General features: G+C 63.5%; 9 protein-coding genes. 5 read left to right on the forward strand and 4 right to left on the reverse strand.

The window, feature by feature from the left end:
* Positions 1-13: 13 nt before the first annotated feature.
* Together AC3EMP_RS12475 and AC3EMP_RS12480 are read right to left on the reverse strand one after the other, a co-directional pair.
* Positions 14-2,068 (reverse strand): bifunctional aldolase/short-chain dehydrogenase, encoded by a 2,055-nt coding sequence (locus AC3EMP_RS12475; protein ID WP_023726356.1) that lies wholly within the window; start codon positions 2,066-2,068, stop codon positions 14-16.
* Positions 2,069-2,161: 93 nt separating this feature from the next.
* Entirely contained in the window at positions 2,162-3,133 is a 972-nt protein-coding gene (locus AC3EMP_RS12480; protein ID WP_023709943.1) for a sugar-binding transcriptional regulator, read from the reverse strand.
* A gap of 190 nt (positions 3,134-3,323) precedes the next feature.
* Between AC3EMP_RS12480 and AC3EMP_RS12485 the strand changes: the two genes are divergently transcribed.
* The 5 genes from AC3EMP_RS12485 (at position 3,324) to AC3EMP_RS12505 (ending at position 11,943) form a co-directional block, all read left to right on the forward strand.
* Complete coding sequence (locus tag AC3EMP_RS12485) at positions 3,324-4,964, forward strand: acyl-CoA synthetase (RefSeq protein ID WP_352711054.1); 1,641 nt, start codon at positions 3,324-3,326, stop codon at positions 4,962-4,964.
* A gap of 161 nt (positions 4,965-5,125) precedes the next feature.
* Positions 5,126-5,731: a TetR/AcrR family transcriptional regulator gene (locus tag AC3EMP_RS12490; protein WP_023668564.1), complete on the forward strand. Its 606-nt coding sequence runs from the start codon at positions 5,126-5,128 to the stop codon at positions 5,729-5,731.
* Positions 5,732-5,789: 58 nt separating this feature from the next.
* Complete coding sequence (locus AC3EMP_RS12495) at positions 5,790-6,929, forward strand: efflux RND transporter periplasmic adaptor subunit (protein ID WP_023692166.1); 1,140 nt, start codon at positions 5,790-5,792, stop codon at positions 6,927-6,929.
* Positions 6,930-7,177: 248 nt separating this feature from the next.
* Positions 7,178-10,315, forward strand: a complete 3,138-nt coding sequence (locus AC3EMP_RS12500) for an efflux RND transporter permease subunit (protein ID WP_352711056.1) — start codon at positions 7,178-7,180, stop codon at positions 10,313-10,315.
* Between the two features lie 272 nt (positions 10,316-10,587).
* Positions 10,588-11,943 (forward strand): LLM class flavin-dependent oxidoreductase, encoded by a 1,356-nt coding sequence (locus AC3EMP_RS12505; RefSeq protein ID WP_352500471.1) that lies wholly within the window; start codon positions 10,588-10,590, stop codon positions 11,941-11,943.
* Between the two features lie 61 nt (positions 11,944-12,004).
* Here AC3EMP_RS12505 and AC3EMP_RS12510 read toward each other — a convergent pair whose 3' ends face one another.
* Positions 12,005-13,714, reverse strand: a complete 1,710-nt coding sequence (locus AC3EMP_RS12510) for a trimethylamine N-oxide permease (protein WP_352596839.1) — start codon at positions 13,712-13,714, stop codon at positions 12,005-12,007.
* A 306-nt stretch (positions 13,715-14,020) separates the two neighbouring features.
* Positions 14,021-16,390, reverse strand: coding sequence for a trimethylamine N-oxide demethylase (locus AC3EMP_RS12515; protein ID WP_352596838.1), 2,370 nt, complete (start codon positions 16,388-16,390; stop codon positions 14,021-14,023).
* Positions 16,391-16,571 lie beyond the last annotated feature (181 nt).

The raw sequence follows: 16,571 nt of genomic DNA on the forward strand, positions 1-16,571 counted from the left end.
TCCAGGTCTATGTCTAGCGCAGCGCTGCGGCGATGTTGCCACCGTCGACCGTCGTCACATCGGCGGTGGTGCGTTCGGCCAATGCTTGGTGCAGGAAGGCCTGCGCCACGTCTTCTGCCGTCACCTCCTGTCCGAGCAGATTGCCCGACATGTATTCCTTCTCCGACACGCCGCGCGCGCCGGAACGGCTGGCGATCATGGCGTCGGTCAACAGGCCGGAGCGGATGCGGTCGGCGTTGACCGCATTGGAGCGGATGCCGTGCGCGCCGTAGTCGAGCGCATATTGCCGGGACAGGAATAGCGTCGCCGCCTTCGGCACACCATAGGCGCCGAATTTCGGACCCGGGTTGACCGCCTGCTTGGAGGTGTTGAACAACAACACACCGCCGGTGCCCTGTTCCAGCATGATGCGCACCGCGTTCTGCGCCGCCGACTGGTGGGCGAAGAAGTTGAGCTCGAAACTCTTGCGCAGCAGGGCATCGTCGAGCTCGCCGATGCGGCCTTCCCAGGCGGCACCGGCGTTGGAGACCAGAATGTCGACGCCGCCATAGACAGCGACAGCTTTGTCGAAGGCGGCGCGCAGCTCGGCCGGGTTGGTGATGTCGGCGCCGACGCCGATCGAATTGTTGCCGGCTGCCTTTGCCGCCTCGGCCGCCCTGGCCGCATCGAGATCGACGACGACGGCATGCGCGCCATTGGCGGCGAACAGTTTTGCCGTCGCAGCACCGATCGCGCCGGCGCCGCCAGTGATCAGCACCACCTGGCCGGTCAGCGGCTTCGGCTTGTTGGAGGCGAGCTTGGCCTGCTCAAGCGACCAGTACTCCAGCGGGAAGAGATCGGCCTTCGATAGAGGATGGAAACTGCCGACGGCCTCGGCGCCGCGCACCGCCTCGATCCACATCTCGCCGACATCAGATGCGATCTTCGCATCCTTCAGCGTGCGGCCATGGCCGAACATGCCGAGGCCCGGCACCAGCGTCAGCCGTGGCATCGGGTCGAGCATGGTGCGCTCGACGTCGTCCAGCGCGTCATTGGTTTCGAAATAGGCGCGGTAGTCGTTGGCGAAGGCGTCGACATGGCTCTTGATGACGGCCTTGTAGTCGCCGGCCTTGTCGGCGTCTGGCGCCGGAACCGCCATCGGTCCGGTCTTGATGCGGATCGACAGATCGGGCGTCGACACGCCGCGTCCGGCATAGTCTGCAATGCCGGCCGAGTTGATGAAATCGACGATGGCGTCCGAAGTGCGGAAATCGCTGATCATGCGGTCGAAGCGGCCTTCGCCACGCGCCACCGCGACCGCGCCACGCAGCATCGGCGCGATCGCTGCCGGCGTTGCGAGCTTGGCCGGCAGTGCGGCTTTCGCTGTCTTCGGCTTGCCGTTCTTCGCCACATAGTCTTCGGCCACGTTCACATAATGGATCATGCGGTCATAGGCCTGCTTCGCATCGTCGCCGAAGGTGAAGATGCCATGCTTGTCGAGGATCAGGCCTTCGACGCTGGGGTCGGCGTCGTAGACATCGGCGGCCACCTTGGCGAGGTCGAAGCCCGGCTTGATGTAGGGCACGTACCCCATCTTGTCGCCGAACACGGTCTTGATCAGCGGCTTGCTGTCCGGCTGGTCGACGATGGCGAGGATCGCGGTCGAATGCGTGTGGTCGACGAATTTATGCGGCAGGAAGGCGTGCAGCAGCGTCTCGACCGATGGATTGGGGGAGGCGGGGTCGATGAGGTTCGCCCGCTGCAGCGCCACCATGTCCTCGTCGGCGAGGCTGGCCAGCGCACGCGCCTTCAGCAGCGCGCCGAGCTTGACCGCCGGCAGGCCTTGCGGCTCGATCACACCCATGTCCCAGCCGCTGCCCTTGACGCACAGCACGTCCCATTCGTCGCCGACGAGGTCTATGGCCTTGGTCTTGCAGGAAGTGTTGCCGCCGCCATGCAGCACCAGCCGCGGCTCGCCGCCGAGCAGCCGGGTGGTGTAGACGCGCAACGCGAGGTCGCGGGCCACGCCCTTTTTCGCATAATCGCCCACCAGTCTTTCCGCGTCGTCGTCATTCCAAAGGTTCTTCATGTCGCTATGTCCGCTTTGCTGTCTTTGATGTTGCTGTGAACAGGAGTGCCGCGACGCCTTGATGACAATGCGCCGCTGCAAGGATTTCGTTTGTCAGGAAGCCTTTTTTGCCCCCGCGCTGGCTCCGGCATATTCGAGCAGCCGCCGCGCCATGCCGGCGCCGACGACCAGATGCGTGCAGAGTCCGCCGGCGAGTGCTGCGAGCAGCGGTTCGAACTTGCTGTCTTCCTGGACCACCATCAGCCGCTTTTCGATCTGGCGCAGTGACGACAGCGAGGCCGAGATGACGCGGCGGTTGTAGCTGCAGTCGAGCGCCTTGCCGGTGGCATCGATGATCTGGCCGGCAACGACTCCGGCGGCGCCCGCTTCGCGCAACAGCCCCATCTCGCCGGGGCTGAGCGCGCCGCATTTGACGACATGGCTGTCGCCATCGACCGTGCCGACCGAATAGAGCGCCAGATCGCAGTTGGCAATATCGGCCAGTTGTTCGCGGATCACCGGTTCGGCGCGCAGCCCATGCGCCAGCAATTCCGTCGTCAGCACCAGCGGCGCGTAGAAATTGAGGCCCTTGGCGTTGAGCCGCCGGGCGATCTCCATCGTGCACTGGTCGGGACGGTAGGAGTAGGGCGCGCCGAGATTGCCGCAGAGCTGCACAACGGTGACGTCCTGCAGGTCGGCATAGGACATGACGTCGGCGATAGTGTAGACGGTGCGGCCCCAGGCGACGCCGATCCGGTCGCCCTTCTTGACCAGTTCGAGAAAGACGCCCGCCGCCAGCACCGCAACGTCCGTCGAAGGGTCGACGACATAGGCATTCTCCGGCGCGATCCACACCGCATCAAGCTTGAGCGCGTCCTCGAGCTGGCGCGCAAGCACGTCGTCGGTGAACAGCTGCGTCGAGGTCGAGATGTTGACGATGCCGGTCTCGCGCGCCTTGCGCAAATACATGGCGACCGAGGCGCGGGAAATGTTAAGCTGGCTGGCGACCTGGTCCTGGCGCAGACCATGGGCATAATAGAGCCATGCGGCCTTGTGGATAAGCTGTTCTGCCGGTCGGATCGCCATGCCGTCTCCTCGGCTGACATTATTCACGGCTCTCGACAAAAGTCAAACTGGCGTGGGTACACGATACCTCTTTGCCCATCGAATCTGGACGATCATTGCGCCAAATGTGCCCGGTCGGGAATTGCCGATGGTGACGTGGCGGGAACCTGTGGTTAGAAGTTCTCAACAATGAAAATTCGGGGAGCACGGGATGGGCAGTCCCTACGAGCAGGATCTCGGCAAGAACGCCGCCAACCATCAGCCGCTGACGCCGCTCACTTATCTGGAGCGGGCGGCAAGCACCTATCCCGATCATGTCGCCATCATCCATGGCAGCCAGCGCATCACCTATCGCACCTTCTGGCGGCGCTCGCTGAAGCTGGCCTCGGCGCTGTCGAAGCGCGGCATCGGCAAGGGTGATACGGTGACCGTCATGCTGTCCAACACGCCCCCCATGCTGGAGGCGCATTTCGGCGTGCCGATGGCCAAAGCGGTGCTGCATTCGCTCAACACAAGGCTCGATGCCGCCGTCATCGCGTTCCAGCTCGACCATGCCGAGACCAAGGTGCTCATCGTCGACCGCGAATTTTCCGCTGTCGTCAAACAGGCACTGGCACTGGCCAAGGTGAAGCCGCTGGTCATCGACTATGACGATCCCGACTATGCCGCCGATGCACCCTATCCCAAGGGCGAGCGCATCGGCGCGATCGACTATGAGGCGTTCGTCGCCGGCGGTGACCAGGGCTACGCCTGGTCGATGCCCGACGACGAATGGGACGCCATCTCGCTCAACTACACCTCCGGCACGACAGGCAATCCGAAGGGCGTCGTCTACCACCATCGCGGCGCTGCCCTGATGGCTTACACCAACACCATCCATGCCGGCATGGCCAAGCACGCCGTCTATCTGTGGACGCTGCCGATGTTCCACTGCAATGGTTGGTGCTTCCCATGGACAATGGCCGTCCAGGCCGGCACCCATGTCTGCCTGCGCTGGGTGCGGCCGAAGCCGATCTACGATGCCATCGCCGACCACGGCGTCACACATCTTTGCGGTGCGCCGGTCGTCATGTCGGTGCTCATCAACGCCAGCGATGAGGACAAGCGCCACTTCCCGCAGACCGTTACCTTCAACACCGCTGCCGCGCCGCCGCCGGAAGCCGTGCTGTCAGGCATGGCCGATGCCGGCTTTGCCGTCACCCATCTCTACGGCCTGACCGAGACCTATGGCCCGGCGGTCGTCAACGAATGGCACACCGCCTGGGACGGTCTCGACAAGGGCGAACGCAGCGCCAGAAAGGCCAGGCAGGGCGTGCGCTATGCCGCACTCGAAGGCCTGACGGTGATGGACGCGGAGACGATGCAGAAGACGCCGGCCGACGGCGAGACCATCGGCGAGGTCATGTTCCGCGGCAACATTGTCATGAAGGGCTATCTGAAGAACAGGAAGGCGACCGACGAGGCTTTCGCCGGCGGCTGGTTCCACTCCGGCGACCTCGGCGTCATGCATCCCGACGGCTACATCCAGCTCAAGGACCGCTCCAAGGACATCATCATCTCCGGCGGCGAGAACATTTCATCGATCGAGGTCGAGGAAGCCCTCTACAAACACCCGTCCGTGGCGTCCTGCGGCGTCGTCGCCAAGGCAGACGACAAATGGGGCGAGGTGCCGGTCGCCTATGTCGAGCTGAAGCCCGGCAAGGTGGCAAGCGAGGCCGAGATCATCGAACACTGCCGCGCGCTGCTCGCCCGCTTCAAGGTGCCGAAGGCGGTGATTTTTGCCGAGATCCCGAAGACATCGACGGGGAAGATCCAGAAGTTTCAGCTGCGGGAAATGGCGAACGGATCTTAGTTCCAGAGCGCAACGGCACGCAAGGTCGAGTTCGCGCACACCCTCTGTCACCATCTGTCACCAAATTATACGCGTACGTCGAATTCGCATTGACACTTCCCTCTTTTCGATTTACGAGTGACGAAAGTTGAAATTCGTCACTCGTTAATCGACAGAGAGCCATGTCCGAAGCCGCCAGCATAATGGCCGACTCCACCCGCCAGGAGAATGTCACTCGCATTCTCGACTGTGCCGAACGCCTGTTCCGGCACTATGGTTACGGCAAGACCAATGTCGCCGACATCGCCCGCGAACTCGGCATGTCGCCGGCCAACATTTACCGTTTCTTCGCCTCCAAGGTCGAAATCCACCAGGCCGTCTGCGGCCGCATGCTCCTCGCCAGCTACAACATGGCCTACGAGATTTCCCGGTTGCCGATCAGCGCCGAGGAGCGGCTGCGCCGCTACGTGCATGCGCAGTACAAGATGACACTGGAAGTCATGCTCGACGACCAGAAGGTCCACGAAATGGTCATCGTCGCGCTCGAGCGCGACTGGGGCGTCATCGACAAGCATATCGACAGCATTCACGACCTGTTTGCCGAGGTCATCCGCGAGGGCATCGAGGCCGGCGAGTTTGCCGACCAGGATCCGGTCATCGCATCGCGCTGCTTCGGCGCCGCCACCGTCATTCTGTGCCACCCGCAAATGGTGGCGCAGTGCCTTGCCAAGACCAATCGGGCGATGCCCGACGATCTCATCGATTACGCGATCAAGGCTCTGAAGTAATAGCCGCCGCCCGCCGGGCGCCGGTGTCGACCGTTCATCTCCAGTCGGGAGTACGAAAGTGTCTTTGTCCAGTTCCATCATCCGCAAGCTGCCGGTCGCCGGCCTGATCGTCGCCACGCTCGGGCTCGCCGCCTGCAGCCAGGAGAAGACCGAGGTCCAGGACATCATCCGTCCGGTCAAGGTGGTCGAGATCGGCCAGGCCGAAAAGAGTCGCGAACTCACCTATTCCGGCTCGGTGCGAGCCCGTACCGAAATGAACCTCGGCTTTCGCATCTCGGGCAAGGTCACTGAGCGTCTGGTCGACATCGGCCAGCATGTGACGACAGGCGATGTGCTAGCCCGTATCGATCCCACGGACTATGAGTTGTCGGTCAAGAGCGCCAAGGCCAGCCTCGACGCCGCCGAGCGGCAGGTCGAGACGGTCGATCTGTCCCGCAAGCGCGCCGAACAGCTTTTTGCCAAGAACTTCACCTCCAAGTCGCAGCTCGAACAGGCGACGCTGAGCTACAACCAGGCGGTAGCGACGCGCGATGCCGCCCGCTCTACCCTTGCCCAGGCGCAGAACCAGGTCGTCTACACCGATCTCAAGGCGAGCGAGAACGGCATCGTCACGGCGGTCTCGGCCGATGTCGGCCAGGTGGTCGGCGCCGGAACGCCTGTGATGACCGTCGCCGTCGACGGCGAAAAGGAAGTGCTGATCGCGGTTCCCGAAATGGACATCGCCGCCTTCAAGCCGGGAAAGGACGTCAAGGCCAGCTTCTGGTCCGATGACGCGCTGGCGCTCTCCGGCAAAGTGCGTGAAGTCGCCGGCAGCGCCGACCAGCAGTCGCGCACCTTTGCCGTCCGCGTCTCGCTGCCCGACGACCCGCGCGTGCTGCTCGGCATGACCGCCAACATCGAGGCCTCGGTGGCCAAGAAGCAGGAGATGGTGTCGATCCCGCTCAGCGCGCTTGCGGAAAAGGATGGTCGCAAGATTGTCTGGACCGTCGACCGCGCCGGCGAGACGGTGCACGAGCGCCTGGTCAAGGTTGCGGAGTTCACCGCCGACGGCGTCAGCGTCGCCGACGGGCTCAAGCCGGGGGATGTCGTCGTTGCCGCCGGCACCCAGTTCATGACCGAGAATCTCAAGGTCAAGCTGACCGGCGATGCGGTCCAGGCCGCCTCTGCGGAAGGCGATGCCGCAAAGGCCCTGCGCTGACCGCAGGCATGAAGCCGGCTTGATCGTCGCTTCGGCGAAAGGGCTGGGCAAGCGAATTCAGGGTTTCCGGGCGGCGAGCGCCCGATGGTCGAGACGCCAAGATCGAGTTCCCCCGCATCGATCCGCGCGTCCCACCGCGATGAGTGTCTCTCCGCTCGGAAAGCCTCGCCGCCCGGAAGCCAGCATCGGAATATCCTAGCTGCATGCAAAGCGTATGCGCGCACGATCAACGAATTGGACTGACGCCGATGACCACCACCGACAGCACTGAAAAGCAGTCTTTCAATCTTTCGCGCTGGGCCATCGGCCATCCCTCGATCGCGCGCTTCCTGTTCGGTCTGATCATCATTGCCGGCGCGCTCGGCCTGATGCGCATGGGCCAGAAGGAAGACCCCGATTTCACTTTCCGCGTCATGGTCGTCCAGGCGATCTGGCCGGGCTCCTCGATCCAGGAGATGGAAGACCAGGTCGTCAACAAGATCGAGCGCAAGCTGCAGGAAACGCCGCACCTCGACTTCGTCCGTTCCTACACCCGCGCCGGCAGCGCCATCATCACCGTCCAGATCAAGGGCGACACCAATGCAGAGGAGGTGAAGGACGCCTTCTACCAGGTGCGCAAGAAGGTTGGCGACATCTCCGGCGACCTGCCGCAAGGCCTGCTCGGGCCCTATTTCAACGACGAGTTCGGCGACACCTTCATCACCCTGCACTCGATCGGCGGCGACGGCTACAGCTATCCGGAGCTGAAGAAATTCGCCACCCAGGCTCGCGACATGCTGCTGACGACGCCGGGCGTCGAGAAGGCCGTCATCATCGGCGACCAGCCGGAGAAGCTTTATATCGACGTCTCGTCCAAGGCCCTGGCCGAACGCGGCCTGACGCTGACCGACCTGCAGAACGCCATCAAGGGCCAGAACAATGTCGATCCGGCGGGCTCCGTCGACACCGGCCTGCGCTCGGTGCGCATCTCGGTCGAGGGCGATGTCACCAAGGCTGCCGACATCAGGGAATTGCGCCTGCGCGCCGGTGGTCAGGTGACACGTCTTGGCGATATTGCCACCGTGAGTTCCGGTCTCGAAGATCCCTATCAGCGCAAGTACCGCTTCAACGGCCATGAAAGCGTCCAGGTCGGCGTCGTCATGGCCAAGGGTTTTAACGTCAGGGACGTCGGCACGGATGTCGAGGCGACCTACAAGCGCTTTGAGGAAGCGCTGCCCTACGGCGTTGCGGTCGACCAGATTTCCAACCAGCCCGAGGTTGTCAAGGACGCCGTCAACGAGTTCATGGAGGCGCTCGGCGAGGCGCTGCTGATCGTGCTTGCTGTCTCGCTGCTGTCGATCGGCTGGCGTTCCGGCCTGGTCATCGCCATTGCCATTCCGCTGGTGCTGGCCGCCACCTTCGCAATCATGTACGAGCTCGGCATCGATCTGCAGCGCATTTCGCTCGGCGCCCTGATCATCGCGCTCGGGCTGTTGGTCGACGACGCCATGATCGTCGTCGAGATGATGGAGCGCAAGCTGGAGGAGGGGCTGGTCAAGATCGAGGCGGCGAGCTTCGCCTATTCCTCGACCGCCTTCCCGATGCTGAGCGGCACGCTGATCACTATCGCCGGCTTCATCCCGGTTGGCTTCGCCGCCTCGACCGCAGGCGAATATGTGCGCACGCTGTTCTATGTCGTCGGCATCGCGCTCGTCGTGTCGTGGTTCGTCGCCGTCTATTTCACGCCGTGGCTGGGCTACATGATCCTCAAGCAGCGCAAGCATGCCGGCAACCATCATGACGCCTTCGACACCGGCTTCTACCGGCGGCTGCGCGCCACGGTTGGCTGGGCGGTGCGCCACCGCATCATCGTTCTGGTGATGACGCTGGTCACCTTCGCCACCAGCCTGTGGGCGTTCCAGTTCATCCCACAAAACTTCTTCCCGCAATCCTCGCGGCCGGAAATCCTCGTCGATCTCTGGTTGCCTGAGGGGACCTCGATCAAGGAAGTCGAGACGCAGGCCAAGGCGCTGGAAGCCCGGATGATGGACGACAAGGACAAGCGCTTCATCGCCACCTATATCGGCGAAGGCGCGCCGCGCTTCTTCCTGCCGCTCGACCAGCAATTGCGCAATCCGAACTATGCGCAGCTTCTGGTGATGGCCAATGACGAACCGGCGCGCGAGCGGCTGATCCTCAAGCTGCGCTCAATCCTGGCGCAGGATTTCCCCTCGATCCGTTCCAAGGTCGATCGTCTGTTCCTCGGCCCGCCGACCGGCTGGCCGGTGCAGATGCGCATCATGGGTCCGGACCGCCAGGAGGTGCGCCGCATCGCCGACCAGGTGAAGGCGAAATTCGCCGGAAATCCGCTGCTCGGCGCCGTCCATGACGACTGGCTGGAGCCGGTACCAGCGATGAAGCTGGTCATCGACCAGGACCGCGCCCGTGCGCTTGGCGTCACCTCGCAGCGCATCCGCCAGATGCTGCAGGCAGCGATGTCCGGCGCGCCGCTCGATGACTTCCGTGATGGCGAGGAGACGGTTTCCATCGTCGCCCGCGAACCGGACGCCAGCCGCAGCCTGCTGTCCTCGGTCGACTCGGTCTATATCCCGACCGATTTCGGCGGCTTCGTGCCGCTGTCGCAGGTGGCCAAGGTGGTGCCGGTGCTCGAGCAGGGCGTCGAATGGCGGCGCGACCGCCTGCCGACCATCTCGGTGCGCGCCACGCTGCCGGATGGCGTGCAGTCGAACGACGTCGTCACCAAGCTCTACAATGACATGCAGGGCATGCGCGCCGGCCTGGCGCCCGGCTACAAGATCGAGATCCAGGGCGGTGCGGAAGATTCCGCCGAAAGCCAGGCCTCGATTGCCGCCAAGGCGCCGATCATGCTGGCCGTCATCGTCGTGCTCCTGATGATCCAGCTGCAGCATTTCGGCAAGGCGATGCTCGTGCTGGCCACCGGTCCGCTCGGCATCATCGGTGCGGCGGCGGCTCTGTTGATCAGCGGCGCGCCGTTCGGCTTCGTCGCCATCCTCGGTGTCATCGCGCTGCTCGGCATCATCATGCGCAACTCGATCATCCTGGTCGACCAGATCGATCAGGACATCGCCAGGGGGATGGACCGATCGGAGGCCATCATCGGCTCGGCCGTGCGCCGTTTCCGGCCGATCGTGCTGACGGCGATGACGGCGGTGCTGGCGCTGATCCCGATCTCGCGTGCGGTGTTCTGGGGACCGCTCGCCTACGCCATGATGGGCGGCATCCTCGTCGCCACCGTACTCACCATTCTGGTGCTGCCGGCAGGCTACGCGCTGTTCTTCGGCCGCGAGCCGAAGAAAGGCAGGAAGCCGGCTGATGAGGCGGTGCAGGACAATGACAGGCCGCCACTGGCGCTGGCCGCCGAGTAGGCGCTGCTGGGGCACAGGATCTTCCTTGGAAAATGCTGGAACGCCGTACGCTTGACGTGCGGCGTTCTGGCTTTCTCCTTGCCGGTGGCACCGAGCGCCCAGGCAAGTATCTCAACACCAGGGTTCATCAAAATAGGTTGAACGGCCACCTGTATGAAAATGCTTCGCGGCGCCGGTTTTGCAAAACAGAATTCCTTTCCAGGACGGCAAAGCCGTCCGATCCTGCTTACATATCGGAGCGGCAACGCTCGTTCGCATCAGGTGATCATCCCATGGTAGACAATAAGCAATTGCGGCTCGGCGCCTTCATGCGTCCGGTCAGTCTTCACACCGGGGCCTGGCGCTATCCCGGCTCATATCCCGATGCCAACTTCAACTTCGCCCATCTGAAGCGCTTCGCGCAGACGCTTGAGGCGGCGAAGTTCGACGCCTTCTTCATGGCCGACCATCTGGCCGTTCTCAACATGCCGATCGAGGCGCTACGGCGCAGCCACACGGTGACCTCGTTCGAGCCGTTCACGCTGCTGTCGGCGCTCGCCGCCGTCACTGATCATATCGGCCTTGTCGCCACCGCATCGACGACCTTCGACGCGCCCTATCACATTGCCCGTCGCTTCGCCTCGCTCGACCATATCAGCGGCGGCCGCGCCGGCTGGAACATCGTCACCACATCCAATCCCGACGCCGCGCTGAACTTCGGCCTCGACGAGCATGTCGAGCACGACGAGCGCTATCACAATGCGCGGGAATTCTACGATGTGGTGACCGGCCTCTGGGACAGCTTTGCCGACGACGCCTTCATCCGCGACGCCGAGAGCGGGCTCTATTTCGATCCCGCGAAGCTGCATGTGCTCGACCATAAGGGTGAGCATCTCTCGGTGCGCGGCCCGCTCAACATTGCGCGGCCGGTGCAGGGCTGGCCGGTCATCGTCCAGGCCGGCGCATCTGAGGCCGGGCGGCAGCTGGCAGCCGAAACGGCGGAGGTGATCTTCGCCGCCCATTCCGATCTGGCGGCTGGGCAGCGCTTCTTTGCCGATGTCAAAAGCCGGGCCGAGAAGCTCGGCCGTTCGCGCGACGACATCAAGATCCTGCCCGGCGCCTTCGTCATCGTCGGCGACAGTGTCGAGGAAGCACAGGCCAAACGCGCCAAGCTCGACAGCCTGGTCTATTACGAGAGCGGCATTGCCTCGCTGTCGATCGCGCTGGGGCACGACGCATCCGGCTTCGATCCCGACGCGCCCTTGCCCGAAATCCCCGAGACCAATGCCTCGAAGAGCGGCCGTGAGCGCGTCATCGAGCTGGCGCGCCGGGAGACTTTGACCGTCCGCCAGCTGGCGCAGCGGCTCGGCGGCTATTCCGGCCTTGCTTTCGTCGGCACGCCGAAAACCATCGCCGATTCGATGGAGGAATGGCTGTTTGCCGAAGGGTCAGACGGCTTCAACGTCATGTTCCCCTATCTGCCAGCCGGGCTCGACGACTTCGCCGAGAAGGTGGTGCCCGAGCTGCAGCGGCGAAAGCTCTTCCGGCGCGAGTATGAGGGCACCACCTTGCGCGAGAATCTCGGCCTGAAGCGTCCGCCGAACCGGTTCTTCGAAGGCTCCGAAGCGGTCATCCGCAAGGCCGGCTGACGTCTGCCACAAAAAGAAACGGGCGCGCCGAAGCGCGCCCATTCTTTTCAAGCCATCACTTTCAGACGACGAAGTACCAGTTGGCGAGCAGCATCACCACCAGGCCGGCGACCAGCGTCAGGTAGGGCAGCATGCCTGCCTTTTTGACCGAGAGGTCTGCGCCCGCCATGCCGAGGTCGGCCAGCATGTGGTCGGGGAACTTGCCCTTGTCTTGGACGTAGTGCCGGTAGCAGAACACCGGGATGATCAAGGCGGCTGTGATCAGGCCGGCCCAGAGCGCCATCGGGTTCCACACCTTGGCGCCGGCGCCCATGAAGATGGCGTTTACATAGGCGAAGATGGCGCCGAGGCCGAGCAGCCAGCTCGGCGCCTTCCAAGGCCGGTTGATGTGGCCGTTGTCGATGCGGTGGATCCAGCCGGCATTGAGGTTGAGGAAGTTGAAGATGATGTAGCCGCAGTTCGACACGGCGAGGATGAAGAAGAAGCTCGTCGCGTCGGCCGAGGCGATGGCCAGCACGATCAGGTTGAAGACGAGATCGGTCCACATGGCGCGCGTCGGCGCGCCATGCTCGTTGACGTGGCTGAGATAGCGCGGCAGCCAGCCATCGACCGAGCCCTGGTAGAGCGTGCGCGACGAGCCGGCCATTGCCGTCATGATGCACAGCACCAGCGCCAGGATCATCAGCATCACCAAGAGGCTGTGGATCAATGCGCCACCCCCGACCATGCCGGCCAGTGCATCGGCGACACCCGAGCCGTCGACGATCGGCGTCGCCAGCATGCCGTTGAGGCCCAGCACGCCCTGGAAGGTGAAGGGCACCAGGATGAACAGAAGCATGCAGAGCAGGCCGGAATAGAAAATCGCCTTGAACGTGTCGGTGCCCGGGTTCTTGAACTCCGATGTGTAGCAGACGGCGGTCTCAAAACCATAGGTCGACCATGCGGCGATGAACATGCCGCCCAGCACCAGCGTCCAGCCGGCAATGTTCCACGAGCCGGGCTCCGGCGCGTAAGCCGCCGCCAGCGGCACCAGCGGCGAAAAGTTCGCCCAGTTGATCTGGCCGGTGACGATCGGCACGACACCGACGATCAGCATCGGGATGATGACCAGGAGGCCGATATACTTCTGCACATTGGCGGTGCCGAGAATGCCGCGATGCTGGATCGAGAAGATGATCAGCATCAGCACGGCGCCGATGAAGAAAGTGGCATTGAGGGTGAAGGAGACAGGACCTAGCGTGTGGCTGAACAGCGTCCAGTTGCGGATCGCCGGCGTGGCCGCTGCGGTCACCGCGGCGATGGCGTCGGCAGGCACCGTTCCGGCATGCGCCGCGATATAGGCGACGACGTCCGGCGACGCCTCGGTGAACAGCGGCACCGGCGCCAGCGCGTTGAGAATATAGGCGGCGGCGATCGAGCAGCCCAGCGACAGCACCGGCGACCAGGCGAACCAGTTGCACCACACCGACAGCGGCGCGATGAACTTGGAATAACGCAGCCAGGCGGTGGCGCCGTAGATCGAGGCGCCGCCCGACTTGTTCGGGAACAGGCCGGCGATCTCGGCATAGGTGAAGGATTGCAGGAAGCCCATGATCATGGAAGCAATCCAGATCCCAAAGGCCAGCGTTCCGGTCGTGCCGGCAATGCCGCCGATCGAAAACAGGACAAGGGCAGGAACGCCGCTCGCCACCCAGAAGGCGCCGCGCCAGTCGATGTTGCGGAGCAGCTTGCCTTCAGCAGGCTGCTCCAGGGCAGTGGTAATCGTGCTCATCTGTCTGAATTCCCCATTTTGTGTTCCCGGCAGGTGATGCCTCGGCTTCGCGAAGCTTGTTCCCCGGTACATGACCGCACGACTCCAGTGTTTCCACTCAGTCGTATTTTTTTCTTAACAGTGAAGATTGATCCGGCGCGCTTTCACGTCAAGTGATTTGTGGCGCCGTGCACATCACGGTTGCGAAACGCTCGCTTTGTCCTTCTCCCCTTGTGGGGTGAGAAGCGGTCCGCGGTAGCGGACGGAAAGCCAATTGCTTTCGAGCTTCGAACGCTCTGAGCCTGCGAAGGGCCGGGGGTGCAACCCTCAGGATCGCGGCCTGGTCTTTTGCGGATCGTAGTGAGCGAAGGCCACCACCCGCGCCGGCAGCCGCTTGGCATGACCGTCGAGCTTGCCGATCTCCACCTCTGTGCCGATTGCCGCGTGGGTGACGTCAAGCCTCGCCAGAGCGATGTTTTTGTTCAGCACCGGCGAGCGCATGCCCGAGGTGACGACACCGATCTGGGCGCGGCCGATATGGACGCAATCCCCATGGCCGACGGCGACATTGCTGTCGATGTCGAGGCCAACGAGCTTGTGCTGCGGATGTTCCTTGCGCCTTATCAGAGCCTCGCGGCCGATGAAATCGTCGGTCTTGGCCTTCAACGGCACGGTGAAGCCAATGCCCGCCTCGAACGGGTCGGTCTGGTCGGAGAATTCGTAACCGGCGAAGATCAGCCCGGCTTCGATGCGCACCATGTCGAGTGCCTGCAGGCCCATCGGCTTCAGCCCGTGCGGCTGGCCGGCCTCCCAGATGGCATCGAACACTTTTTCGGCGTCGCGTGGGTGGCACCAGATTTCGTAGCCGAGTTCGCCGGTATAACCGGTGCGCGACACCACGACCGGAATGCCATTGCCGCCGCCGATGCGCGCGACAGCGAAGCGGAACCATTCGAGTTCGTCGATCGACGGTTGCAGCGGCGAGGTCCAGACCACCTCTCGCAAAATGTCACGGCTCTTCGGCCCTTGGACAGCGACATTGTGCATCTGGTCGGTGGACGAGCGCACCAGCACCTTGAGGCCAAGCTTCTTTGCCGTCTCGCGCAGCCATTCGCCGGACAGGTCATCGCCGCCGACCCAGCGGAAATTGTCCTTGCCGAGCCGCAGCAGCGTGCCGTCGTCGATCATGCCGCCATGCTCGTAGCACATGGCGGAATAGACGACCTGGCCGACGCCGAGCTTCTTGACGTCGCGGGTCAGCGTGTATTGCAGCAGCGCTTCGGAATCGGGACCGGTGACCTCGAACTTGCGCAGCGGCGACAGGTCCATGATCACCGCGTCCTGCCGGCAGGCCCAGTACTCGGCGATCGGCCCCTCTTTGGCGAAAGAATTGGCCAGCCAATAACCCCGGTATTCCACGAAGTTGCGGGTGTGCTTGGCGAAGCTTGAATGGAAGGCGGTCTCGCGGGTCATTTTCGGTTCCGAATCGGGCGTCATGCGTCTGGCGATCGCTCGCGAGAATTTGTGCTGGCCGGAATAGGTTCGCACATGGATGTCGGTCGGGTTCCAGCCATTGGCCGGTGTCGTGTCGTCGGGACAGGCGGAGGAGACGCAGACGATGTCGGTGAGCGCCCTGAGCAGGACATAGTCGCCGGCGCGCGACCACGGCTCATCCGACACCATCACGCCATGGGCGTCGATCTCCGTGTTGAAGAAGAAGTTGATCGCCATCCAGCCGGCGCGGGGCGTCACGCCCTTGTCGGCCAGCGCGCGATTGAAGTTCTCCGAGCAGTTGGTGTGGCCGGGATAGCCGATGTCATCGTAATATTTGGCGGCACACGCCAGCGCGAATGCGTCGTGTCGCCCGCATGTGTCCTGGATAACCTCGACCAGCGGCTCCATGTCCTGGTCGTAATATTTCGAATGCAGGCCCGGCATCGGGTAGCTCGACCCCATCAGCGTGCGCGTCGTCGTTACGTCGAGCGGATGGTCCAGCCCCTTGTCCAGCTTGCGCGCCGAGAAGCACTGGAAATCGGTGCACTGGCGGCCGTCGACATCGATGATCTGCAGGTAGTCGCCCGCCTTGACGAAATAGGATTCGGCTGTCGCCGAATGGACGCGCAGATCGAGCACCGGATCGGCAAGCGGATCGGCCAGCTGCGACTTTGTCTTCAGGCGCACGGTGGCGCGGCGCACCATGACGGTGAGCGGCGTTGCCGTATCATGGCTGTCGACGAGCATCGGCCCGCCGGGTGCGGCAATCAGCATCGCGCCTTCGCGCCTGACCGTGAATGCCTGCTCGGTGCCGGCAGGCGTTGCGCCGCCGAACACACGCACCGCCTTGGGCTCGTCGAGCTGCACCTGGCGGCGCTCAAGGCCACGACGGACGGAAGCCAGGCTGTCATCGCCCTCGGCCAGAAGCGCCTTGATCCCGGCGGCATTGCTGTTGGACTTTTCGCCGAGGATGGAAGGATCGGTGGCGCCGGTCCTGTCCCAGGCCAGCAACTCGCAAGCCTGCCCGCCCTCGACATTGCGCACGGTGAACGTATCGCCGGCCTCGACCTCGATCAGCACCGCGCCATTCCCCAGGATAGTATGGCGCTCCATGCCCGGCGGCAGCGCGATCTGGCCGGGCCTCAGGATGAGGCTCGGCCGCGGCGGCCCGGCTGTCACTGAAGGGTAGGGCGACTGGCTCATCTCAGCCTTGCGGTTACAGAAACAAGTTTGCCTGTGTGTAAAATTATTTTAGCAGCAAGAATAGCAGCGCGGTTGGGTTTGGCAAGGTGGAGGTGGCGTTCTCGACGCGGTCGCTGCAGGTTAGACCCTTCCAATCAAACCCATCTTCCGAACGCCAGCGCCGCCCCTCATCTGGCTGCCG

It is taken from the genome of Mesorhizobium sp. P160219, from assembly GCF_057786095.1.